Raw genomic sequence first — 22,653 nt, 5'->3', positions numbered from 1 at the left:
CCCGTTGGAGTGTGAATAGCGGCGAACAGCTGCGGGCGATCCCATCGGCGCCGCATCGTCCAAGCAGCGAATATGCAGCTAGTTTCCATCCTGCGGAAAGCGATCGCTGGCGCCCCGCCCAGCGATCCTCAGGACAGCGAGATCTGCGGTCACGTTGCCGAATGTGCGGAAGATGTCTGGGATCGTTTCGACCGAGAGCAGCAGCGGCAACAGGCCGATCGGGACCCCCATGGCTAGGCACACAGGCCCGATGGTCGCGAAAAAAGATACCTGCGCAGGCAGGCCCACCGCAGCCAGGCTCACGGGCACCGCAACCAGCGCGCCCAGAAGAAGCGTCCCGACATTGGGCGACAGTCCATGAAGATGAGCCAGATAAACAGCGACCGCCACATTGGCCGCGGCGCTCGCTGCCCGAAACAGGGATACGGCTAGCGGGAGTATAATGCCGGCGGTCGCCGCAGGCACCTGCAAGGGAGCCGCTGCCGCCAGCATGGCTGGGAGGGATGCGAGCGACGATTGTGTGCTGAGTCCCACTATTTGGGCGGGAAGAACTGCGCGCACGAACGCGAATGGCGACATCCGTCCTGCCACCGCCGCTGAAATCCATGCGAGAATGGCGGCCAATAAGCAAGCGGCAGCCGCGACCACGACATAATGGGCCAATGCGCCTGCCGCTGAAAGGCCCACCCGCGCGCCCACCCCGAACGCCAGCGCGAACACGCCGACCGGCGCCAGGAGTAATATCCACCGTACGATGACCAGCATCGTTTCGGTCAGTGCGCGAAACAGCAGCAAAAAGGCCGTTTGAAGCTGTTGTTCGATACGCACCAGCGCAAGGGCAAACAGCAGCGCGAAAATCACCAGAGGCACCATGGCTGTGTCTGCGGCCGCTTTGATCGGGTTCGTAGGCGCGAAGCCCCTGATCCATTCTCCTGGCGTCGAAAATATTGGGGGCGGGGTGCCGACATGAAGAGCAGTTGCCGCCGCTGGAACAGGGTGAAGATGCAAGATGAATGTGGTGGCCGCTGCCGCAAGAAGGCAGGCGCCAAGCAGCAGAATAGCGAACCAGAGAACCGCACCCATCGCAAGGCGGCTCTGCTTTGCGCTGGATGCTGCAGCCGCGACCCCTGTCACAATCAGTCCGAACACCAGTGGGACGATTGTCATCGTTAGGGCGTCTACCCAGAGCTTCCCGACCAGGTCGGTCAGGGCGAGCGCATCAATTAGCCCATCGATTTCTTGTCGTGCCGTCATTGCGCCGCCGGCCACGCCAATAATAAGGGCGAGCAGCGTGAGGTGAGGAACAGAAAATGCCCGTACCTGAAAGCGAGAGCGGATCGTCAGGTCAGCATCCTCTTGTCTGAACGTAGGCAGGGGAACTCGTCGCAGTGCCAAGTTGGCTTGTCAGGAAGCCGTCACCCCGTATCATGTGAGCATGATGCCGCGCAATCACCAGGACCTTGATGATGGCGGCTTTTCCGGCGGCAGCATGGAACGACCGGCGCTGGCCCGGCTGCTTGCCGATATCCAGTCGGGCAGGGTCGATGTGGTCATCGACTTGAACCTATCCCACACAGCCGTGAAAAATCGCCATAAGCTGTTGAAATTATAAAGAAAAACGGAACTGGCTGGGGCGGCAGGATTCGAACCTGCGCATGGCGGCATCAAAAGCCGCTGCCTTACCGCTTGGCGACGCCCCAGCATGCGTCGGACTGGCCGACGCGGTTCGCCATATAACGTGTGCGACGCGAAAGGAAAGTCTGGTCATCACCTCTTGTGCCAGCCAATATGCGTGGCCTCCAACCTCCCGTTCTGGAAATGACCGGCATGACCGCAAGCAGTTCTACCATATCGGCCCAATCGACGCAGGTTAGCCCGGCTTCACCGCTGTTCTTGCGGGAAAATGAGATTCGCCGGGGCATAGAGATGCTCTATTTCGGCTATTCCGCGCTGACCCGGTCCATTGATGAAGGGCTGGCGGCGCAGGGTTTGGGCCGGGCGCATCACCGCGCGCTTTATTTCATCTCGCGACAGCCGGACCTGCCGGTAAAGGACCTGTTGCGGCTGCTGGCCATCACCAAACAGTCGCTGGGCCGGGTGCTCAACGATCTGATCGAACGCGGATATATCGAATCGCGTCCGGGTCCCAATGACCGTCGGCAAAAGCTGTTGCGGTTGAGCCCGGCAGGGCAGGAACTGGAGGCGGGGTTGTTTCGCGCGCTGCGGGAAAAAATGGCCACCGCCTATGCCCAGGCGGGGCAGGGGTCCGTCACTGGGTTCTGGCGCGTGCTGGAAGGATTGATCCCGGATGCCGACCGGTCGATGGTGTTCGGCCTGCGCGGGCGGTAATCTCCTTCCATGCCCGGCGCCGGGAGCGGGTTTCGATCTGACTGAATCAGATCGCTTGAAACGCGCTCTAAGGCGCACGCTTGTCGAAAAAAGCCCCGAAGGCTGCCTGCGCCTCGGCTGACTCCAGCCTTTCGCGGAACAACTGCGCCTCATCATCTATCCGTTGCAATATCGGCGTGCGATCCCCCCGCATCAGCCGCCGCGTCGCCGCCAGCGCCTGGGGCGGCTTGGCGATCAGCGCCGCTGCCTTGGCGCGGGCATGGTCCAACAGTGTTTCGGTCGGAACGATAGAGGTTAAAAGCCCCGCGCGATCCGCCGTCTGGGCATCCATCGCTTCCCCCAGCAACAGCATCGCCGCCGCGCGGGCATGCCCCATCGTCGCAGGCGCAAGCAGGCTGGACCCCGCTTCGGGGACGAGGCCCAGATTGACGAAAGGCATCATGAAACGGGCGTCTGGCGCCGCATAGACCAGATCGCAGTGGAACAGCATGGTGGCGCCGATCCCAACGGCCAAGCCCTGGACCGCAGCCACCACTGGCTTGTCGAAGCCTGCCAGCGCGCGGATGAAGGCAAAGGCGGCTTCTCCCCCCTGCGGCCCCTTGGCAAAATCCTTCAGGTCGTTGCCCGCGCAATAGGCATCGCCTTTGCCCGCGAACAGCACCGCTCCAATGTCGGGCCGGGTCGAACAATCTGCCAGGACGGCTGTCATCTCCCGGTACATGTCGGCGGTCAGCGCGTTCTTCTTGTCAGGGCGATTGATGACGATTTCCATCAGGCCGCCACGTTCGCAACATTCAATCTCTTCGCTCATTCCGCTTCCCGTGCTTTGGTCCTGCCTTACTGGGCCATCGGGCATCCCGGCGTCTATCCTTTTCCACCGATCACCCTTACAGCCGCGTGAATGCGCAGCCTCCGCGACCTGTTCGACCCATTCCTGCTGTTGCTGATCGGCATGGTCCTGCTGGCGTCATTCCTGCCGGCGCGGGGCGAAGGCGCTGCTATCCTGTCGGTGGCGGCTGACGCGGCCATTGTCCTGCTATTCTTTCTCCACGGCGCGAAGCTGTCGCGAGAAGCGGTCTGGAACGGGGCAAAGGCGTGGAAGCTGCATCTGGCGACGCTTGGCGCCACCTTCCTTGTTTTTCCGCTGATCGGGCTGGCGATGCAGCATGTCGACGCCATTCCCTCGCCGATGCGGGCTGGCCTTTTATTCCTGACGCTGCTGCCATCGACCGTCCAATCGTCCATCGCCTTCACCGCGCTCGCGCGCGGCAATGTGGCTGCGGCAGTGGTCAGCGCGTCCTTTTCCAACCTGCTTGGCATCATGTTGACGCCGCTGCTGGTCGCATTGTTGATGGACAAAGGAGGCGGCGGCGCGGCCATTTCACTGTCATCGGTGGAAAAGATCGTGCTGCAATTGCTGCTGCCATTCTTGCTAGGGCATTTGAGCCGCCCGCTGACTGGCGGCTTTGTCGCACGGCATCGCGCCATGCTGGGCCGGGTGGATCGTGGCTCCATCCTGCTGATCGTCTATTCGGCCTTCAGCGCCGCGGTCGTGGAAGGGTTGTGGCGCCAGCTTTCGCAGACCGAACTCGCGCTGCTGGCGGCGCTGTGCATCATCATGCTGGTCGCGGTGCTGCTGTTCACATGGGGGCTCGGCCGCTTGCTGGAACTCCCGCGCGAAGATGCAATCGTGCTGCAATTTTGCGGGTCGAAAAAGAGCCTGGCGACCGGCGTGCCGATTGCCAGCGTGCTGTTTCCCGCCAGCTTGGCCGGGCCGATGCTGTTGCCGGTCATGCTGTTTCACCAGATACAATTGATGGCCTGCGCACTGCTCGCCAGGCATTATGGCAGGCAGGCCACAACGTCGGATTGACGCATCGGGACCGGACCGATGCCTATCGTTCCAACATGTCCGCTTCTGCCGTCAGGCCGCCGCATATCAGGCGAGTGGCCTTGTCGATAAAAGGCGAAATGTCCGGGTCGGCCCCCTCATTGCAAAAGCGAAGCTGGGCTTCGCGCAGCACGATCTGCATCAATGTTTCCGCGGCGAACACCGTGTCCTGCGCGGGGATAAGTCCGTGTTCGACCAGTTCATTGAAGAATGCGTCGAGCGGATCGATATAGCGGTGCACCATCAATTGTTCGACGCGCGGCTTTATTTCTTCGAACAGGCTGGAATCCATCAGCAATATCCGGCGCAGCACCTGGGCGTGTGATTCCAACACTTCGTCCATCAATATGCCGATAAAACCCCGCAGCCTCATCCGCCAATCCGCCCCGTCGGGCACGATCAACGGGGCCATTTCGAAATCCAGCAGCTGGCGCAGGACCGACAATAACAGCGCCGACATGTTGGGATAGCGGGCATAGACCGTCTTGCGCGACAGGCCCGACGCCGTGATCAGGGCGTTCATCGTCACCCCGCCGCTAGGCTGGATCAGCATTTGCATGGCGGCGTCGATTAGCCGTTTTTCGATGTCGCCGACTTCCTCACGCCGGGGGCGGCCGGGTCTTCGGGCGGTGGGAACATCGATCATGCCCCATATGTAGAAAATTCTATCAGTAAAAGAAACAGTCTTGTTTCCTTTTTTCGGCGCGCCTATTCCGGGATCAAATCAGCGCGTTTGCGCACTGCGGAGCTGCCTGCCTTGCCGATTGCCCGTCTTCCTCTCTGCCTGGTTGCCGCCGCCGCGATGGCCGTGGGTGGCTGCGCTCCGGGCATCAAACTCGACCGGCCACAGATCGCGCTGCCGACGGCTTATGAAGCAGCGCCGGGGGCGCAGGCTGATCAGGTGGCGCTCGATCGCTGGTGGGAAAGGTTCGGCGATGCGCAGCTGGTCGAACTGGTGGATCGCGCCCTGGCCGACAGCACCGACGCCCGAACCGCCTATTTCCGGTTGAGGGAGGCGCGGGCGATCCGCGACCAGTCCCTGTCCCAGCGTCTGCCGACCGGTAATTTGAGCGGATCGGCGCGGATACAGGGTGGGGAACAGTTTAGTGGCCCGGACGTGATGGGCACGACGGCCACCAGCAAGACCTATTCCGCCGCCTTTTCGCCGTCGTGGGAAATCGACCTGTTCGGTCGCCTGGCGGCAATCGGACGGGGCGCGCGGGCCAATTATGTGGTCGCGGCCTATGATTATCACGCCGCGCGGATCAGCCTGGCTGCCGATGTGGCCAGCGCCCTGTTCGACGCGCGCGGGCTGCTGGTGCAGCGCAATGATGCGGCGGAAACCCTTCGCATATCAGAAGAACTGGCGGCCGCGTCGCGATTGGGGCTGGCGCGCGGCCTGGTATCCGGCGCGGACACCGCCCGGCTGGAAAGCGACGTCGCGACCGCGCGGGCAGAGGTGGTGCGGCTCGACACGGCGCTGCAGAATGCCAAAAGGTCGCTGCTGGTCCTGACGGGCAGGGCGGACGCCCCCACCGACAGCCTGCCGATCGAAGCGCGGCTGGACGTTCCGCCTGCCGTCCCTTCGACCTTGCCCGCCATGTTGCTGACCCGCCGTCCCGATGTCCTGTCGGCGGAGGCGCGGGTGGCTGCCGCCACGGCACAGGTAAAGGTCGACAGGCTGGCGCTGTTCCCGCAACTGACCCTGCAGGGCAGTGGCAGCATCACGCGGACGGAAGGCCCGCTACCCGGAACCAATGGCCTGTGGTCGCTGGCGAGCGGTCTCGCCCTGCCGATTCTGGACCGCCCCCGCCTGATGGCCCGCCTGCGCGCGACAGAGGCGCAGGGGCAGCAGGCCGTCGTCGCTTATGAAGCAGCGGTGCAGGCGGCCTTCCGCGACGCCGACATCGCCTTGTTCACCGTGACAAATGATCGCCCCCGCCTGTCCGAATTGACCCGTGCGGAAGAACGCAGCCGTTTCGCCTTCGACGCGGCGCGGCGTGGCTATGGCATCGGGCTGACCGACCTTACCACCCTGTTGCAGTCGGAACGCACCTGGCGAGCCGCGCGCACTGCGCTGACCGTCGCGCGGGCGCAGGCGTTGACCAATGTGGTGACCGCGTTTCGGGCGCTGGGCGGGGGATGGGACCCTGCCGCGCCCGCCACCGCGCCGGGCCACCCGCCTGTGCCTCTGCCGATCGCGGCTGACCAGCCGACACGCCCCATTTCATGAACTTCGCCCAGGGAAAGCCCGTGACGCACAAGCCGCTTCTTGCCTTTACCGCAGCCGCGCTGGCAGCATTGCAGATGCTTTCCGCCTGCGGAGACGCGGAAAAGAAGGTCGCGCCGCCGCCGCCCACGGTGACCGTGGCGCAGGTGCAGGAAAAATCGCTCGACGGCGGCTTTACCGCCTCCGGTCGCCTGATCCCGCGGGAAGAAGTGGCGATCGCGCCGGAACTGTCGGGCTTCCGCATCGCCCGCGTGCTGGTGGAGGAAGATGCCGACGTTCGCGCAGGGCAGGTGCTGGCCGTGCTGGACGACGCGCTGCTGGAATCGCAGGTCGCACAGGCGCGCGCCACCCTTGCGCAACAGCAGGCGCAGGCCGACCAGGCCAGGGCGGAGGCGCGACGGGTCGTCGGGCTGGATAATAGCGGCGTGCTGTCGCAGGAAGCGATCGAGCAACGCCGCAATGCCGACCGGACTGCGTCGGCTGGCGTGGAAGTCGCCCGCGCCCAGCTCAACGATCTGCTCGCCAGGCAAAAGCGCATGGCGGTTCGCACGCCCGTTGCTGGCCGCGTGCTGCAACGTTCCGCCCGGCCGGGCGACGCATCGTCTACCGGGCAGGTGATGTTCACCATCGCGCGCGACAACCTCATCGAACTGGATGCCGAAGTGCCCGAAGCGGCGATGGGCACGCTGTCGATCAACGATCCGGTGGCGGTGACGCTGGCGGACGGCACAAAGCTGAATGGCCGGATCCGGCTGCTGGGCGCGCGTGTGGACAATCAGACCGGCCTGTCGCGTGCGCGCATCGCTCTGCCCGTCCGGGATGACCTGCGCGCTGGCGGTTTCGCCCAGGCCAGCTTCGTCAAGGTGAGCGCTCCGGTAACGGCCGTGCCCGAAGCCGCCGTTCATTATGACGCAGATGGCGCCTACATGCTGCTGCTGGACAAGGATGACCGGGTGCATCGCGTCAACGTTCGCACCGGTCGTCGGGCAGGCGGCTTTGTCGAGATATTGGCCGGTGCAAAGCCGGGCGCGCGGGCTGTGTTGAGCGGCGGGGCATTTGTGCTGGAAGGTGACAAGGTCCGCGTTGCAAAGGGCAAGGCGGCCGCCCGATGAGCTTTCAGATATCCGCCTGGTCGATCCGTAACCCAATTCCGGTCGTCTCGCTTTTCATCCTGCTGACGATTGCGGGCATCGTCGCCTATGTCGGCCTGCCCATCAAACAATTCCCCAATGTGAACGTGCCTGTCGTGCAGGTAACCGTGACGCAGAGCGGCGCTGCGCCCAGTGAGATGGAAAACCAGATCACCCGGCCCATCGAAAATGCGCTCAGCACCGTATCGGGGGTCAAGCATATCAGTTCGACCGTGGTGCTGGGATCGTCCATCACCAACGTGGAGTTCGAACTGCACAATGACATGCAGAAGGCGACCGATGACGTGCGCACCGCCGTCGAGCGGACGCGGGTCCAGCTGCCCCCCGGCATCGACCCGCCGCTGGTGCAACGGCTGGACATCGATAACGCGCCCATCCTGACCTATGCGGTCAGCGCCAGGGGGATGAGCGGGGCGGACCTGTCCCGCTTCGTCGACAATGTCGCGGCGCGCGCGTTCCAGGCGCAGGACGGTGTTGCGCAAGTGAACCGCATCGGCGGCGTGACGCGTGAAATCAACGTCATCCTTGACCCGGAACGGATGGCGGCGCTGGGCGTGACCCCGCCGCAGATCAACAACGCGCTGTTCGCTTTCAACACGGACGAAGCGGGCGGACGTGCGGATATCGGACAGGTTGAACAGACCATTCGCGTGCTGGGCGCGACCAATGACGTGGATCGCCTGCGCAACGTCACCATCCCGGTCGCCGGTCGCTATGTGCGCCTGTCCGACATAGCCGAAATCGGCGATGGAGAGAGCGAGCAGCGCAGCTTCGCCCGGCTCGACGGTCGTCCCGTCACCGCATTGCAGATCAGCAAGACCAGCGACGTCAGCGACATCAGTGTCGAGGACAAGGTGATCGCGACCGTCGAACGGCTGGAGGCGGAGCATCCCGGCGTCGACTTCACCCGGCTGGTGTCGACCGTCGATTCCACCCGCCGGACCTTTTCATCGACTCAGCATGTGCTGGTGGAAGGCATCTTCCTGGCAGTGCTGATCGTCTACCTGTTTCTGCGCAACTGGCGCGCAACCATCATCGCCGCCGTCGCCATGCCATTGTCGCTGATCCCGACATTCGTGTTCATGGCGGCCATGGGGTTCAGCCTGAACAGCATCACGCTGCTGGCCCTCACGCTGGTCATCGGCATCCTGGTCGACGACGCCATCGTGGAGGTGGAAAATATCGAAAAGCGGATAGAGGCGGGGGAATCCCCCTATCGCGCCGCTTTGATCGGGGCGGATGCGATCGGGCTGGCGGTGATCGCGACCACCTTCACCATCGTCGCCGTGTTCGCACCGGTGTCGCTCATCCCTGGACAGGCGGGCCAGTTCTTCCGCGAATTCGGTCTGACCGTCGCTGCCGCCGTGCTCTTTTCACTGGTGGTCGCGCGTCTGCTCACGCCGCTGATGGCCGCCTATTTCCTGACCCCGCTTCATGACCGCAAGCATGTCCCGGACAAGGAACATAGCGCCCTCTATGTCCACTATACCCGCATATTGGACTGGATGCTTGCCCATCGCTGGACCGCCATGGCCATCGGCGCGGGCATTCTGGTCGTATCGGCCCTCATGGCCTTGTCCACCCCCGTCGGGTTCCAGCCGGTGGGCAATCCCGGTTATCTTTACATCGCGGTGCAGGGCGCGCCAGGTGCCACGCGCGCCGACATGGAACAGTCGGTCGGGCAGGCAACCCGGCTGCTGCTGAAGGAACCCGCCGTCGAAACCGTGTTCGCGCAGGTCGGCAGTTCAGGCGACATGGGCACCGGCACGATCACGGTCCTCCTGAAGGAAGACCGCGAAATATCGACCGATGACTTCCGTCAGATCATCGGCCCCGCGCTTCGCGCCGTGCCTGATGTGCGCCTGTCCAATCAGGGCGCATTTGGCAGCGCGGGGGTGAACATCGTCCTGTCGGGCGAAGATGGCCAGGCGCTGGAGCGGACCCAGACCGCGTTGCTGCGCCAGATGCGCGGCGTGAAATCCATTTCCGACCCGCGTCCCTCGCCGCCCCCCGCCGGGCCCGAACTCATCGTGACGCCGCGCCCGGCCGAAGCGGCGCGCCTGAATGTCGACAGCCGCACGCTGGCGCAGGTGCTGCGCGTCGCCACTATCGGCGACATCGACGCCAATGTGGCAAAGCTGTCTGACGGTGACGAACGCGTGCCGATCCGGGTGCGCCTGCCCGAAGGATCGCGGCAGGACCTGTCCGTCATCTCCGGGCTGCGCGTGCCGACAATCGATGGCAGCACCACACCGCTGTCCGCCGTTGCGGACATCACGTTCCGCGCGGGGCCGGGCAAGATCATCCGCTATGACCGCGAACGGCGCGTGTCGGTGGAAGCGGACCTGGTATCCGGTCGCACGCTGGGCCAGGCGCTGGAAGAAATCGCCGCGCTACCCGTGATGAAGGACCTGCCCAAAGGCGTGAAGCAAGCCCGCGAAGGCGATTCCGAAGCGATCCAGGAATTGTTCGGCGGCTTCATGATCGCCATTGCGGCGGGCATCGGCCTCACCTTCTCGGTGCTGGTGCTGTTGTTCAAGGGCTATTTCAAACCGGTCGTCATTCTGGCGGCGCTGCCCCTGTCGCTGCTGGGGGCGTTCGCGACGCTGCTGATCTTTGGCAAGACGCTGGACCTTCCAGCAATGATCGGGCTGCTCATGCTGCTTGGCCTGTGCGCCAAAAACTCGATCCTGCTGGTCGAATTCGCGATCGAGGATGAACGTCGCGGCGTGCCCATGGGTGGAGCGCTGCGCAATAGCTGCCGTGAGCGTGCGCGCCCGATTGTGATGACCACCGTCGCGATGGCCGCGGGCATGTTGCCGACGGCGCTGGGACTGGGCGAAGGCGCAGAGTTTCGTCAGCCCATGGCGCTGGCGGTGATCGGCGGCCTCATCAGCTCGACCGCGCTGTCGCTGATCTTCGTGCCTGTCATCTACGAAATCGTGGACGGGTTCGAACGCTGGCTCGCTCCCAAGGCCGCACGGCTGGTCACGCCTCGCCAGCCGGGCGATGAGGACCCGGTAATTACCTGAATCCTGCTGGCTGACGCCCCAGTATGTCCGGCATCTTGTCTGGTGCAAAAGGGAACAATGCTTGGATATTGATATCCATATTTGTTTAGATAAGAATATCTTCTATAATTACTTATACAAATGCACGATTTTAAGATAATAAAACCAAACAACATCTTCCCATACAAACATGAACATGTATGATATATTGGTATATAATTCTCTGACGAATAATTGTGCAGGTGTAAAACACATTATATATATCGAAGGATATAGCCTGGTTATTTATGATATGGGTTAAGTTAACCAGGAAAATTCACGGTTCGGTCACCTTTATTTTTTAGAATTGTCGCATCACAACACGGGGAACCCGGATGATGCGAAGGTCGCCGCATCGATTGATGCAGGATAGGACAGGCAGCGTTTTGATGATGGCGGCTGCCGCGATGCCGTTATTCATCGCCGCAGCCGGGCTTGCCACGGACACCGTGCAATGGACCTTGTGGAAGCGCCAGATTCAGCGGCAGGCCGACTCCGCTGCGCTGGCCGGGGCCTATGCCGTGGCCCAGGGTTTCAGCGCGTCGGCGAGCGCCACCTCCGACATCAATCAGATGTCGCTTATCGCACTGTCGCAGACGCCGATCATCGAAAATGCCCCGACAGCCGGTGACTATGCGGGAAATGGCAAGGCCGTGCGCGTCATTCTGCAAACGTCGCAGGAACTCCCTTTTTCGAAGATACTGGGCATCACCGCGCCGGTTATAACGGGGGAAGCCACCGCGGCTGTCGTCAGCCAGGGCGAATATTGCGTCGTTTCACTGGAACAGACCGCAACCGTGGGCATAACCCTTCAGGGGAACGCCACCGTCGATCTGGGCTGTGGCATCATGACCAATTCGCGCGCGGCCAACGCGGTCACCGCTGGCGGCAGCAGCACTGTAAAGGCCAGCCCCGTGGCAGCGGTCGGCGGGTTGCAGACCAGTTCCAACTATGATGTTTCCACCACGCTGCTGCCCTACAGCGTTCCCGAACCCGATCCCTATGCCAGCCTGCCTACACCCAGCCCATCGGGCTGCGCGGGCAAGGTCAGCGTCAATCCGAACGGGACGAAGTCTGTCAGCCCCGGCTGCTTCAAAGGGTTCGATGTAAAGGGGACGCTGAACATGGCGCCGGGCGTCTATTATGTCGACGGCAGCAGCTTCAGCGTTGGGTCGCAGGCCTTGGTCAGCGGCACCGGCGTCACCATCATCCTGACCAGCAGCAGCGCGTCGACCAATCCGAACCAGATCGCGACGCTGGACATCAACGGCGGTGCGACGATCAATCTGACCTCTTCGCAAAGCGATACCTATTCCGGCATCCTGTTCTACCAGGACCGGCGAGCGCTGGATTCAGGCACGAACAAGATCAACGGCAACGCCAGTTCCTCTTTTCAGGGCGCCTTTTACTTCCCGTCCCAGGCGCTGGATTTCAGCGGCACGTCGGGCATGTCGACGAAATGCGTGAAGATGGTCAGCAGGCGCGTCACCTTCATCGGCAACAGCACGATCCAGAATGAATGCGACAGCTATGCCGGTGCGAAGGATATCCCCGCCACGATCGTAAGGCTGGTGGGCTGACGATGACGTTGAAGCCGCCCCTTCGCGTGCTCGGTTTGGACTGCAGCGGGACAAGCACGATCGAATTGGCGATCATCGTGCCTGTCCTCGCCCTGTTGACGTTGGTCGCGGCGGACTTGGCGATGGCGTTCAAGATGAAAATCGGCCTGCAAACCGCTGCGGAGCGCACCGCGCAAATGGCGACCAAGGGCGGCTACAACAGTGTTGCCTATCAAAATCTGGTGGCGGACGCGGCCAGCGCGGCCAATGTTCCAACCAATGCCGTCAACGTCACCGGGTCCCTGTTCTGCAATAGCACGGAGCAGGGGTCGGCGGACGACATCTGTCCTGCGGGCCAGCAGCTCAAACGCTATGTGGCGATCACCATTTCCGACACTTACCAACCGATGTTCGGCGCGTTCCTGCCTCATGGCGGCTGGGCGTCGGACCAGGGTGTAGCGCTCACCGGTTCGGCTTCGGTGCGCCTGCAATGATGCGCTTGTTCAAAAACCAGCGGGGCGTGTCGGCGATCGAATTCGCGCTGGCGCTCCCTCCTTTTCTGGTTCTTGTGATGGGCGCGATTCAACTGGGCGTCATTGCCAGCGCTCGCACGGGGCTGCAACATGCCGTGGATGAAGGGGCGCGTTTCGCTTCCATATATCCCCGCCCTTCCGATGCGCAAATCATCGCGCGTGTCACGTCCAGGGAATTCGGGCTTGATCCCGCTTATATGCAGCAGCCCACGATCGTCCAGGGCACTGAACATTCCGTTCCCTATACCGAAATCAGCATGAGCTATTCGCGACCGCTGGACTTCATTCTTTTCGAAACGGGCCCCCTGACGATCAGCTATACAAAAAGAGCCTATTAGGCTCCGATTTTCAGCTGGGTTGGCGACCGTCATCCCCAACCATTTGACCTGTGGGCGAAATTCCGCTAAAAAGACGTTAGGGAAGAGCAGTGCGCCTTTGCAAGCTGCCCTGACCGAAAAGGCAAACTGTCGGCGACGGCAGGACGCAAAACCTCCGGTCTCTGATTGAGATAGCGGGGCTACCGAAACAGGGATTTTAGCGATGAATGGGCACATGGTCTTTTCTGACGGCGCGGGTAGCAAAGCTGCGCGCCTCTGGCCGGAAACAGGCCATTTAGCCGAACATGACTAGGTCCGCTCTGATCAGCCGGAAACGCATGGGTCCGTTCCGCCTGTTCAGAATGACTGCATCGCTCCAGCTTGCGCGGGGGTAACTCGCGCGCATGAACCTCCCTCGGGTCGCACTTTGGGAGAGAAGCACGGTGTTCTGGTTCAAGCCCCCCCGCTCCGGGACGCCGTGCTTCGCATTTTCTCGAAATCGGTTCGAAATCGCCAAGCCTTCCTTGACAGCAGCGCCGCGCGCCGGTTCAAATCCTGGCCAGCCGCAATGACGGCCTGCTTGGGGAGACAGAAATTTGCGTCCGCTTTGCCTGGATCATCTGACATTGTCGGATTTGACCGCGCTCCAACTGATCGACGTCGCTCACCAGACCGGATGCGCCAGCGTCAGCCTGTTCATCAAACCGCTGCCGCTGGGACCCTATGCCGACCTCCTTCATGACAAGGCGGCTCGTGCAGAGGTGATCAGGGCCTTGCGCGACAGTGGGCTGGGCGTCGGCATTGTCGAACCGTTCATGCTGGAAGAATCGACCGATTGGGATGAACTCCAACGCACCGTCGAACTGACAGCCGAATTGGGCGGCAGGGTGAACGCGCTGGGTTTCGATGCCGACCCTGCACGTCTGCGCGACGCCATGTGTCGGCTCGCGACCCTGGCCAGCGCGGCGGGTGTGCAGATGGCGATAGAGGCATTCCCCTTGTCCGCCGTGCGCACGCAGGCCGATGCGCTGGACCTGGCGTTGGCCGCCGGCGCGCATGTCGGCCTGTGTGTCGATACGCTGCACGTCATTCGGTCGGGCGGAAAATGGGACGATGTCGCCGCCCTGCCGCCAGAACGTATCCTGCATGTCCAGTTGAACGACGGGCCTCTCGAACCGCCCGCCGACCGCTATCGTGAAGCGACGATTGCGCGCCTGCCGCCGGGGCAGGGGGAATTCGGGCTGGACGCGTTCCTGCCGTTGATCCCCCCTTCGGCTACCGTGGCGGTGGAGGCGCCCTTTATCGCACCTGCGGGCATGACCCCGACGGAACGTGGCCGCATCGCGGTGCAGGCCGCCCGCCGACTGGTCGATGGAGTTTGACGACCGACGGCCTATAATTTGGCGACGCCGGTGACTGGCCGGTTCAGCTTCTTTTCGCGCCAGACCACATAGCAGCCCGCACTGGCGATCAGCGCCGCGCCCGCGATCGTTGGCGCGCTGGGCGTGGCCGCGAACAACAGATAGCCCCAGAATATCGCCCACAGCATTTGCAGATAATCGAACGGCGCGAGCACTGACACCGGCGCATATCGGACCGCGGACGTCATCATGATCTGGGCAAAGCCCCCAACCAGTCCGCCAAGCAGCAGGGCGATCCACGCGCCTGGATCATGCGACTTGAACATGAACGGCATCGGCAGTGCGGTCGCGGTCAGGCACACGATATTGAACCAGAATACGGTCGCCGCCGCGCCTTCGGTCTGGCCGATCTGGCGGAGCGTGATGACGATGACCGCCGTCCCCAGGGCGGCGGCCAGGCCAATTGCGACGCCGACGACCGGCAGGTCTGACCCGCCCGGTTGAACGGCGATCAGCACGCCGACAAAGCCGATGCCGATGGCGCTCCACCGATGCCATCCGACCATTTCCCGCAGGAACAGCGCGGACAGCATCGTCGCGAAAAGCGGTGCTGAAAAACTGATCACCGTGGCTTCTGCCAGTGGCAGGCGAGCCAACGCCATGAATGTCAGGAACATGACGCCCAACCCTAAAAAGCTGCGAGTGGCGTGCGCGCCGGGGCGCTTCGTCCTGACCACGGAAAAGCCGCCCGACCATATTATCCACGCGATGATGGTCGGCAGGGAGAACAGGTTGCGGTAAAACAGGATTTCGACCGAAGCGACGCCATGCTCCGACGCATATTTCATCGCCGCCATCATTGCGCCGAACGCCGTGACCGCGCCCAGGCGCAGGGCAATGCCGCGGACGCGATGTTCGACAGGTGGACCGTCAGGGTCGCTCGCATCCCTGTATAGGTGCGATTGCGGCGGATTCTGGGACCGGCTGGACGAATGAGGCATGTCAGCTTTCAACGGTTTGGGTTCCATATTGATAAGCCGCCCGCCGCCTGGCGCAACGCGCCAATGATGGGCAAAGTCATTCCGTCAGCCGGACTGATGATGACGATCGAAGGGCGCGCTGACGAAATCAGCCCTGCCCAGGTCGGAAAGCCACCAGCTTTTACTGTGCAGCGGGAATTGGGAAGTTCACCATCGACATGCCATCATATGGCGTCGATCTTGCCACTTCTTAGCTGCGGATATGGAAAATGGCCATGACCGTAAGAAGCCCGGCGCAAATGAGCACGTCCCACGCTCTGCCTCATACAGCCGCAAGCGGCATCAAGGGGCCGTGGACAATCGGAAAATATAGCAATTTTGGGGCTGAGCGACCAATAGCGACGTCGAAGGGCGCATGCCGATCGACGTTGCTGTTCTGGTGGCGACTGCCAGCCAATCATCATGTCGATGCCATGGTTCGGCGCTATTGCCGAACCATGGCTTTTGAACCGCGCCGAAGCGCCGTTCCTTATTCGATGCGATAGTCGTCCAGCACCGGCACCTGCAGTTCGTTCCACATGTCGACGAGGCGGAACGGCCAGGGGCCGACCGGGCGGCCCTTGCTATTCTGATAATAGCTCTTCGACTTGGGGTGGGTCCAGATCATGTGCTTCATCTGGTCGTCGATCCGCTTGTTGTGGCGAAGGAAGGCTTCCTGCGTCACTTCAACCGTGCGCGCGCCACGAGCGATCATCTCATCAAGGCATTCGATCAGATAATGGACCTGCGATTCGCTGACGATGTTAAGGCCGCCTGCGTGGTTCGGGCCGATATTGGGGCCGGTTGACAGGAAATAGTTGGGATAGCCGGGGATGGTCGTGCCCAGATAGGCGCGCTCTTCCTCGTCAGCCCAATCGACCGCCAGGTCATGACCGTCGCGGCCCTTGATCTCCAGATCCTGCACCAGCGACGATGCGTTGAACCCGGTCGCGCAGATGATGATGTCGAGTTCGTAGACCTTGCCCTCGTTCGTGCGGATGCCGTTCGGCAGGATTTCGGCAATGCCCGCCGTCTCCAGCGTCGTATGCGGTTGCAGCAGCGCATCGTACCAACCCGCGTCCATAACAACGCGCTTGGAAAAGATCGGGAAATCGGGCGTCAGCTTCTCGATCAGGTCAGGGCGGCCCGCCAGCTTGTGATGCATGTGCGACAATGCATATTGGCGCATGCCTTCGTTGAGCGCCGACACGGCGATGCCGTCTTCGGGGTAGGACGGGTCTTTCACCACATTGGGGTAAAGGCCGTCGGCGGCAAACCAGAATACGCGGAAACGGAACCATTCCTTGTAATAGGGAATGTGCCGCAGCGCCCATTTCACCGGATCGGGGACTTCCGCCTTCACTTCGGGATTGTTGATCATCCAGTGCTTGGTGCGCATGAAGACGACCAGCTCGTCCACTTCCTTGACGATCGTGGACACGATCTGCGCGGAACTGGCGCCGGTGCCGATGACGGCGACCTTCTTGCCCTTCAGGTCGATATTTTCGTCATAATCGGCCGAATGGGTGATGATGCCCTTGAAGCTCTCGATGCCCTTGATGTCGGGCAGCTTCCAGCGATCGGTGGTGCCAAACGCGTTGAACACGGCATTGGCCTTGATGACTTCGCGCTTGCCGGTGCTCAGGTCTTCGACCGTGACGTTCCACACGGCCTCATCCTGATCGAAGACCAGGCTGTGCACCATGGTTTTGAACCGGATGTTGCGGCGGACGTCATATTTGTCGGCCACGGCGCGGAAATATTCGCGCATGTCCGCGCCATGCGGGTGGTAGTGGTTCCATTCCGGGCTGATTTCAAAGGAATAGGAATAGAAGTGGCTGGGCGTATCCACGCCGACGCCGGGATAGCGGTTCTTCCACCAGGTGCCGCCGACCTCTTCATTCTTTTCGATGATCACATGATCATAACCGGCACGTTCCAGTTCGATGCCCGCCAGGATGCCGGTCAGGCCCGCACCGATGACCAGCACCTTGAAGCCCGGCGGCGGTGGCGTGCGCTGGGGATCGTCCTTGCGCATGGGGCTGCGGTGGAATCCGCCCTGTTCCATGACCATGGGAACGAACTCATCAGTGACCGGCTCGCCGACGCCGACGCTCATCATCTTCTGCATCAGTTCGATCGGCGGATCTTCCGACTTCGCCGCGCCTGGCGTCGTCAGCACATGGACCAGCTTTTCATGCAGATCGTCGATGCAGTCCTGCGGCATCACATAGTCGGGATTGGTATAGGGCGGATGAATGTGCGCCTTGAAGGTTTCCAGCATCGATTCATCATGCGTCAGGTGAACATAGACCATCAGCAGGGTCTGCAGATTTGCCGCCTTCAGCGCTTCGCGCAGTTCCGGGCTGTCCGCAATCGGCAGCGGGCGAACGTCACTGTCCAGCATCTGCGGCGTCGTCGTTTTCATGTCCATAAGTCTGCCTTTTGTAGAAACATGTCTGAATAGGAAATCGGGCTGGGCACTTTGCCCTTCACTGCCAGACTATGTCGTTCGCAGCGCGGTTTCAATCATTTTTCGACCGATGGTCGGAAAGTCGTTTCACGCTTCGGTCGGGATGATGGACCCGGCGGGCGGAAGTCGATTGTTATTTCTCTTGTTTCCATTCATTCCTGGGCCACGATCCGTACGACGGACAGCATGAAATAGGGGAGTTTGGATGGCTTTCATCGCTTGCAACATGTCTGACCAGCATGGCCGCATTTTTCTGGTCACTGGCGCCAATACCGGCATCGGGCTGGAAATCGCGAAGGCGCTGGCGGTCAAGGGCGCGCGGGTGCTGATGGGATGCCGCGATTCGGTTAAGGCGCACGCGGCGATGGATCAGATCAGGGCCGCGACGCCGGGGGCCGACCTTGCCTATGTCCCGCTGGACCAGGCTGATATTTCCAGCGTGCGCCAGGCCGCTGATCAGGCCGCGGCCGAACCACGGCTGGACGTTCTGATCAATAATGCGGGCATCATGATCCCGCCGCTCGCCCGGACGGCGCAGGGGGCCGAATCGCAATTCGGGGTAAATCACCTCGGTACATTCGCGCTTACGGCGCTGTTGCTGCCCAAACTTGCCCGGACCGATGGCGCGCGGGTGGTCGTGACCTCCAGCTTGGCGCATCGGCAGGGGCGGATGATGTGGGACAACCTCAACGCCGAAAACGGCTATCATAACAGCCGCTTCTACGGACAGAGCAAGCTGGCCAACCTGCTGTTCATGCTGGAACTGGATCGTCGGCTTCGCGCTGCCGGGTCGCCTGTGCGGGCGATCGGTTGCCATCCGGGCGTGTCGCTGACCGAATTGATGCGTCACCTGCCGTCCTGGACCAAACCGTTGTTGCCGATCATGCGGCCCATGTTCAATCCGGTCGCGGCGGCTGCCTGGCCAGCGCTTCAGGCCGCGACTGACCCGAACGCGGAAGGGGGCGACTATTATGGACCGCAAGGCTTCCTGGAAATGCGGGGTAGGTCAGGTCCGGCGCGGGTTGAAAAACATGCCCATGACCTGGGGGATGCCCGGCGGTTGTGGGCCGTGTCGATTGAATTGACCGGTGTCGATCCCCAACTCGCCCCGGCCTGATCATGCGGTAAAGCAGGGAAGGGCGGCATCATCGGACGCCACCCTTCCCCGGTTCATCAGCGTTCGGCCCTGTCGGCGGCCTTGCGCGCCGCCAGCTGGCGCTTGGCGGTTGCGGCGGCGTCGGTCGCGGTGACGATGCCGTCCTTGTCATCATCCTGATCGGCAAAGGCGCGCGCGCCCGACGCGTCATATTCGGCCTGCGTCATCCTGCTATCCTTGTCCTTGTCCAGCACGCCGAACCGGACATGGGCCTGACGCATCTGGCGCTGCCGTTCTTCGACCTTCTTTTCTTCGCTGCGGTCGGACGCGGCGAGCTGCTGGTCCAGCCGGGCGCGATATTCGCCGACATATTCGTCTTCCGACAGCCAGCCGTCGGCATTGGCGTCCGTTGCCTTGAAACGTGCGCTCCGTTCGGCGTCGAATTCGGCGCGGGCGACCTGACCGTCATGGTTCGCGTCATAATCGTGGATGAATGCGGACCCTTCATGCGGGGCGGCCATTGCCCCTGATCCGGTGACGGCCAGCAAAAGGGCAGGCGCCAGGCAAGCTATTCTCTTCATATAATCTCCATCTGATCGGATTGGCGTGGCGGTCAGGCCGCGTCGAAGGTGAGTGTGTAGGTGTAGCTGCGATAGGGCGTGTCGGACCCGGCAGGCGCGGGCGCGCGATGGCGCACCAGGACCAGATAGGTGCCCGCATCTTCCGGCTTCAGGGTAAAGCCGCCGTCGGCCCCGCTTTTTACCTGCGCGGCAACCTTGCGCCCGTCGTAAAGGCCAGCGCTGCGGAACAGCGTGACGTCTGCATTGGCGAGCGGCTTGCCGTCGAACAGCAATGTGAAGATCGCGTCTGAACCGGCGACAATAGCATTGGGGTGCGTCACCGCCTGGATTTCCAGCGCCTTGCCAGTCGGTTTCAGGACGGCGTTGGTCGGCTGGCCGCGGGTTACATAGGCTTCGGCCAGGGTCATGCTCTGAACCTCGACCTGCTGCGCAGCGGCGGATGGCGCGCTGCCTTCGCCGCGCATCTTCCACTCATTGCCCTGTTTGAACATCTTGCCCTTGCGCCCGGCCCGCTGGCCCGTCGTCACGCGATAGGTGCCATCCGCGACCGTGGCCGCTTCGAATATGCTCAGGTCGCGCAGATGCGTGACCGGTCCTGGCGCGATATCCTTGCCATCGGGGCCGACCATGTGGAACGGCGCATCGCGCATGGCGACTTCGGGCAGGAATGCTTCCTCCGCAAAGGCCGACTGGACGGTTACATGGTCGCCCTTGCCGATGTCGAACAAGGTCGGCAGCACATAGGGCATATGCGCCTGAGCAGCGGCAGCGCTGACCATGGTCACCAGCATGGCGGCGAAACGATATTTTCCAGATCTCATGAAGAACCCCTTTCCGATCTGGCTGCTATATCTAATGAGACTCACTTGCAATATCATTTCTTCATGCTAGGTGCGTCCCCGTTCGGGGTCACTGCCCCGTCCCAGTTGCCAAAGGGGGCCACCGATGATGAAGACCAGATTGAAGCTGCTGCTGACCGCCACGCTGATCGTGACGCCCACCCTCGCCTGGGCGCAGGACGACGCGGGCGCGCCCGAAACGACGCGCATGGCGCTCGATCGGATGGTCATTTCGGCGGGCACCGAAAAGGTCGCGCTCGACACGCCGCAGGCCGTCAGCAGCCTGGATCAGGAAGATATCGACCAGACCCAGGCGACGACGATCGGCGACCTGATCGAAGGTTTGCCGGGCGTCAATGTTCAGGGCGGCGTGGGGCAGCTGGGCCAGGGGTTCAACATTCGCGGCATGGGCACGGCGATCGGCGACAGCGACAACCGCATCCTGCTGACCGTCGATGGCGTCACCAAATTCTACGAACAATATCGCATGGGCGCGTTGTTCAGCGAGCCGGAGCTTTACAAGCGGGTCGAGGTGCTGCGCGGCCCTGCTTCATCCACCCTCTACGGCGCGGGCGCGCTGGCGGGCGTGATCAATTTCACGACCAAGGACGCGTCCGACTTTCTGGAACCGGGCGACCCCCTGGCTGTGCGTCTAAAGGCAGCGACGGAAACCAACGCGCAGGCCCATACCCTATCGGGCATCGTCGCCGTCCAGCCGGTCGATGGCGTCGAACTGCTGGGCAGCTATAATTATCGTCGCAGCGATGATTACAAGGATGGCAATGGCGACACGGTGGCCGCCTCCGCCACCCTGTCCGACAGCTGGCTGGTCAAGGGCCGCGTCGCGATTGGCGGCAACCGCAATCATGCGATCTGGGCAAGCTATCAGGACTGGATCAGCGACGCGCCGCAAGTCTATGATCAGGTCGCGGCCATCACTGGCGCCGCGCTGATGCGCCGCCGCGTCCACGATAAAACCGCCGTCGTCGGCTATGTGAATGACTTTGACGGCAGCAAGATCTTCAACGTCGAAGCGCAAGCCGCCTATTCCCTGTCAAAAGTGCGCCAGACCGAAACGCCCTTCCTCGGCCCGCTGGAATATTCCGAATTTTCCTACGAAAGCTGGCAGGCGAAGCTGCAGAATACCAGCCGTTTCGACATGGGTGGCGACTGGACGACCTTCCTGATTCTGGGCGGCCAGTGGAGCCAGCAGGAACGCCGCAACCCGCGCGTGATGCCGGGCGGCGCGGTGACGCCGGGCGCGGGCACGCATCCCGAAGGCGACATGACCCGCTATGGCCTGTTCGGCCAGCTGGAGATCGTCTGGTCCGACAAGCTGACCATCATTCCAGGCGTCCGGGTCGACTGGAACGACCTGAAGCCGGGCGACACGGTCGTCGGCGGCACCACCCTGACCCGGCGAACAAAGGACAGCGGCGTATCGCCCAAGATCGCGGCGCTCTATAATCTGACGCCGTGGCTGGGCCTGTTCGGGTCGGCGGCGCGCACGGTGCGCATGCCCAATGTCGATGAAGTCTTCACCCGCAGCGCCACCCCCGCGCCGGGCCGGCCCAATAATCCCAATCTGCGCCCTGAAAAATCCGACAATATCGAAGCGGGCTTTACCCTGTCCTTCGACGGACTGCTGGGCCATGGCGACCGTCTCCGGGCCAAGACGACCCTGTTCCAGAATGATGTAAAGGACCTGATCCTGCAAAGCGCAGCCGCGCCGGGCGTCCCCTATTTCCTGAATATCGGCCGGTCCCGGTTCAAGGGGCTGGAGCTTGAGGCCGAATATGGCATCGGCGGCTTCTTCGCGCGCGGTAACATGTCCTTCATCAACGGCAAGGATCGGCGCAGCGGCGATTATCTGAACACCATTCCCGCCAACGACTACCGCCTGACGCTGGGCTATGCTGATCGGTCGACCGGCCTGTCGGGCGGCTGGACCGGTGAATTTGCGGAACGGCAGGATGATGTGACGACCGGCCCCTTTTCTTCGGCAGGGTCGGGCATTGCGACACCGGGCTACAGCGTCCACAATCTTTTCCTGGCGTTCAAACCGCAAAGCGGCGCGGCCAAGGGGTTTGAATTCCGCATCGCCGTCGACAATCTGTTCGACAAACAATATCGCCGCCACCTGTCCTCGCTCTCGGCGGAGGGGCAGAGCTTCAAGTTCACCGTGGCGAACATATTCTGACCGC

Annotated in this window: 19 protein-coding genes, 1 tRNA gene and 1 riboswitch; of the genes, 12 read left to right on the top strand and 8 right to left on the bottom strand. The window is 62.2% G+C overall.

The features are described 5' to 3' along the window. Positions 1-78: 78 nt before the first annotated feature. Positions 79-1,395 (bottom strand): dicarboxylate/amino acid:cation symporter, encoded by a 1,317-nt coding sequence (locus ACI3KQ_RS09725; protein WP_404957084.1) that lies wholly within the window; start codon positions 1,393-1,395, stop codon positions 79-81. A 40-nt stretch (positions 1,396-1,435) separates the two neighbouring features. On the opposite strand from ACI3KQ_RS09725, the gene ACI3KQ_RS09720 reads away from it, so the two are divergent. Beyond that, a complete protein-coding gene (locus tag ACI3KQ_RS09720; protein WP_404957082.1) occupies positions 1,436-1,612 on the top strand; it encodes a recombinase family protein in 177 nt (58 codons plus the stop codon). 13 nt (positions 1,613-1,625) lie between these two features. Here the strand turns inward: ACI3KQ_RS09720 and ACI3KQ_RS09715 are convergent. Further along, a tRNA-Gln gene (locus ACI3KQ_RS09715) sits at positions 1,626-1,700 on the bottom strand. A 127-nt stretch (positions 1,701-1,827) separates the two neighbouring features. Here ACI3KQ_RS09715 and ACI3KQ_RS09710 point away from each other — a divergent pair. Beyond that, complete coding sequence (locus ACI3KQ_RS09710) at positions 1,828-2,349, top strand: MarR family winged helix-turn-helix transcriptional regulator (RefSeq protein ID WP_404957080.1); 522 nt, start codon at positions 1,828-1,830, stop codon at positions 2,347-2,349. 67 nt (positions 2,350-2,416) lie between these two features. Here ACI3KQ_RS09710 and ACI3KQ_RS09705 read toward each other — a convergent pair whose 3' ends face one another. Continuing rightward, positions 2,417-3,160, bottom strand: coding sequence for an enoyl-CoA hydratase-related protein (locus tag ACI3KQ_RS09705; protein ID WP_404957078.1), 744 nt, complete (start codon positions 3,158-3,160; stop codon positions 2,417-2,419). A 90-nt stretch (positions 3,161-3,250) separates the two neighbouring features. Here ACI3KQ_RS09705 and ACI3KQ_RS09700 point away from each other — a divergent pair, with 90 nt between their 5' ends. Continuing rightward, a complete protein-coding gene (locus tag ACI3KQ_RS09700) occupies positions 3,251-4,222 on the top strand; it encodes a bile acid:sodium symporter family protein (protein WP_404957076.1) in 972 nt (323 codons plus the stop codon). 22 nt (positions 4,223-4,244) lie between these two features. On the opposite strand, the gene ACI3KQ_RS09695 is transcribed toward ACI3KQ_RS09700, so the two are convergent. After that, the gene (locus tag ACI3KQ_RS09695; protein WP_404957074.1) at positions 4,245-4,886 is read right to left on the bottom strand and encodes a TetR/AcrR family transcriptional regulator; all 642 of its coding nucleotides are present in this window, start codon (positions 4,884-4,886) and stop codon (positions 4,245-4,247) included. Between the two features lie 111 nt (positions 4,887-4,997). Here ACI3KQ_RS09695 and ACI3KQ_RS09690 point away from each other — a divergent pair, with 111 nt between their 5' ends. From ACI3KQ_RS09690 to ACI3KQ_RS09660, 7 genes are all read left to right on the top strand, one after another. Continuing rightward, entirely contained in the window at positions 4,998-6,473 is a 1,476-nt protein-coding gene (locus ACI3KQ_RS09690) for an efflux transporter outer membrane subunit (RefSeq protein WP_404957072.1), read from the top strand. Between the two features lie 20 nt (positions 6,474-6,493). Further along, positions 6,494-7,582, top strand: a complete 1,089-nt coding sequence (locus ACI3KQ_RS09685) for an efflux RND transporter periplasmic adaptor subunit (protein ID WP_404957070.1) — start codon at positions 6,494-6,496, stop codon at positions 7,580-7,582. Beyond that, positions 7,579-10,653, top strand: coding sequence for an efflux RND transporter permease subunit (locus ACI3KQ_RS09680; protein ID WP_404957069.1), 3,075 nt, complete (start codon positions 7,579-7,581; stop codon positions 10,651-10,653). Before ACI3KQ_RS09685 ends, ACI3KQ_RS09680 begins: the two co-directional genes overlap by 4 nt. Positions 10,654-11,060: 407 nt before the next feature. Then, positions 11,061-12,251, top strand: coding sequence for a hypothetical protein (locus ACI3KQ_RS09675; RefSeq protein WP_404957067.1), 1,191 nt, complete (start codon positions 11,061-11,063; stop codon positions 12,249-12,251). A 2-nt stretch (positions 12,252-12,253) separates the two neighbouring features. After that, positions 12,254-12,724, top strand: coding sequence for a TadE/TadG family type IV pilus assembly protein (locus tag ACI3KQ_RS09670; RefSeq protein ID WP_404957065.1), 471 nt, complete (start codon positions 12,254-12,256; stop codon positions 12,722-12,724). Then, positions 12,721-13,101 carry a TadE/TadG family type IV pilus assembly protein gene (locus tag ACI3KQ_RS09665; protein WP_404957063.1) on the top strand — a complete coding sequence of 127 codons (381 nt, stop codon included), beginning with the start codon at positions 12,721-12,723 and terminating at the stop codon, positions 13,099-13,101. Before ACI3KQ_RS09670 ends, ACI3KQ_RS09665 begins: the two co-directional genes overlap by 4 nt. Positions 13,102-13,211: 110 nt before the next feature. Then, positions 13,212-13,288, top strand: a riboswitch (cyclic di-GMP riboswitch). A gap of 388 nt (positions 13,289-13,676) precedes the next feature. Next, positions 13,677-14,462, top strand: coding sequence for a sugar phosphate isomerase/epimerase family protein (locus ACI3KQ_RS09660; RefSeq protein WP_404957061.1), 786 nt, complete (start codon positions 13,677-13,679; stop codon positions 14,460-14,462). 11 nt (positions 14,463-14,473) lie between these two features. Here the strand turns inward: ACI3KQ_RS09660 and ACI3KQ_RS09655 are convergent, their stop codons facing one another. Together ACI3KQ_RS09655 and ACI3KQ_RS09650 are read right to left on the bottom strand one after the other, a co-directional pair. Continuing rightward, on the bottom strand, positions 14,474-15,442 hold the full coding sequence (locus tag ACI3KQ_RS09655; protein WP_404957059.1) for a DMT family transporter: 969 nt from the start codon (positions 15,440-15,442) through the stop codon (positions 14,474-14,476). Positions 15,443-15,950: 508 nt separating this feature from the next. Next, positions 15,951-17,888 carry a flavin-containing monooxygenase gene (locus ACI3KQ_RS09650; RefSeq protein WP_404957057.1) on the bottom strand — a complete coding sequence of 646 codons (1,938 nt, stop codon included), beginning with the start codon at positions 17,886-17,888 and terminating at the stop codon, positions 15,951-15,953. Between the two features lie 250 nt (positions 17,889-18,138). Between ACI3KQ_RS09650 and ACI3KQ_RS09645 the strand changes: the two genes are divergently transcribed. Further along, positions 18,139-19,050: an oxidoreductase gene (locus ACI3KQ_RS09645; protein ID WP_404957055.1), complete on the top strand. Its 912-nt coding sequence runs from the start codon at positions 18,139-18,141 to the stop codon at positions 19,048-19,050. 56 nt (positions 19,051-19,106) lie between these two features. Here the strand turns inward: ACI3KQ_RS09645 and ACI3KQ_RS09640 are convergent, their stop codons facing one another. Both ACI3KQ_RS09640 and ACI3KQ_RS09635 read right to left on the bottom strand, forming a co-directional pair. Continuing rightward, positions 19,107-19,610, bottom strand: coding sequence for a hypothetical protein (locus ACI3KQ_RS09640; protein ID WP_404957054.1), 504 nt, complete (start codon positions 19,608-19,610; stop codon positions 19,107-19,109). Positions 19,611-19,642: 32 nt separating this feature from the next. Next, entirely contained in the window at positions 19,643-20,431 is a 789-nt protein-coding gene (locus tag ACI3KQ_RS09635) for a DUF4198 domain-containing protein (protein ID WP_404957052.1), read from the bottom strand. A 124-nt stretch (positions 20,432-20,555) separates the two neighbouring features. Between ACI3KQ_RS09635 and ACI3KQ_RS09630 the strand changes: the two genes are divergently transcribed. Further along, a complete protein-coding gene (locus ACI3KQ_RS09630) occupies positions 20,556-22,649 on the top strand; it encodes a TonB-dependent receptor domain-containing protein (RefSeq protein ID WP_404957050.1) in 2,094 nt (697 codons plus the stop codon). Positions 22,650-22,653 lie beyond the last annotated feature (4 nt).

Source organism: Sphingobium sp. ZW T5_29, assembly GCF_044987515.1.
Taxonomy (GTDB): domain Bacteria; phylum Pseudomonadota; class Alphaproteobacteria; order Sphingomonadales; family Sphingomonadaceae; genus Sphingobium.
The sequence above is the reverse complement of the archived record's forward strand: the minus strand, read 5'-3'. Positions and strand labels throughout refer to the sequence as shown.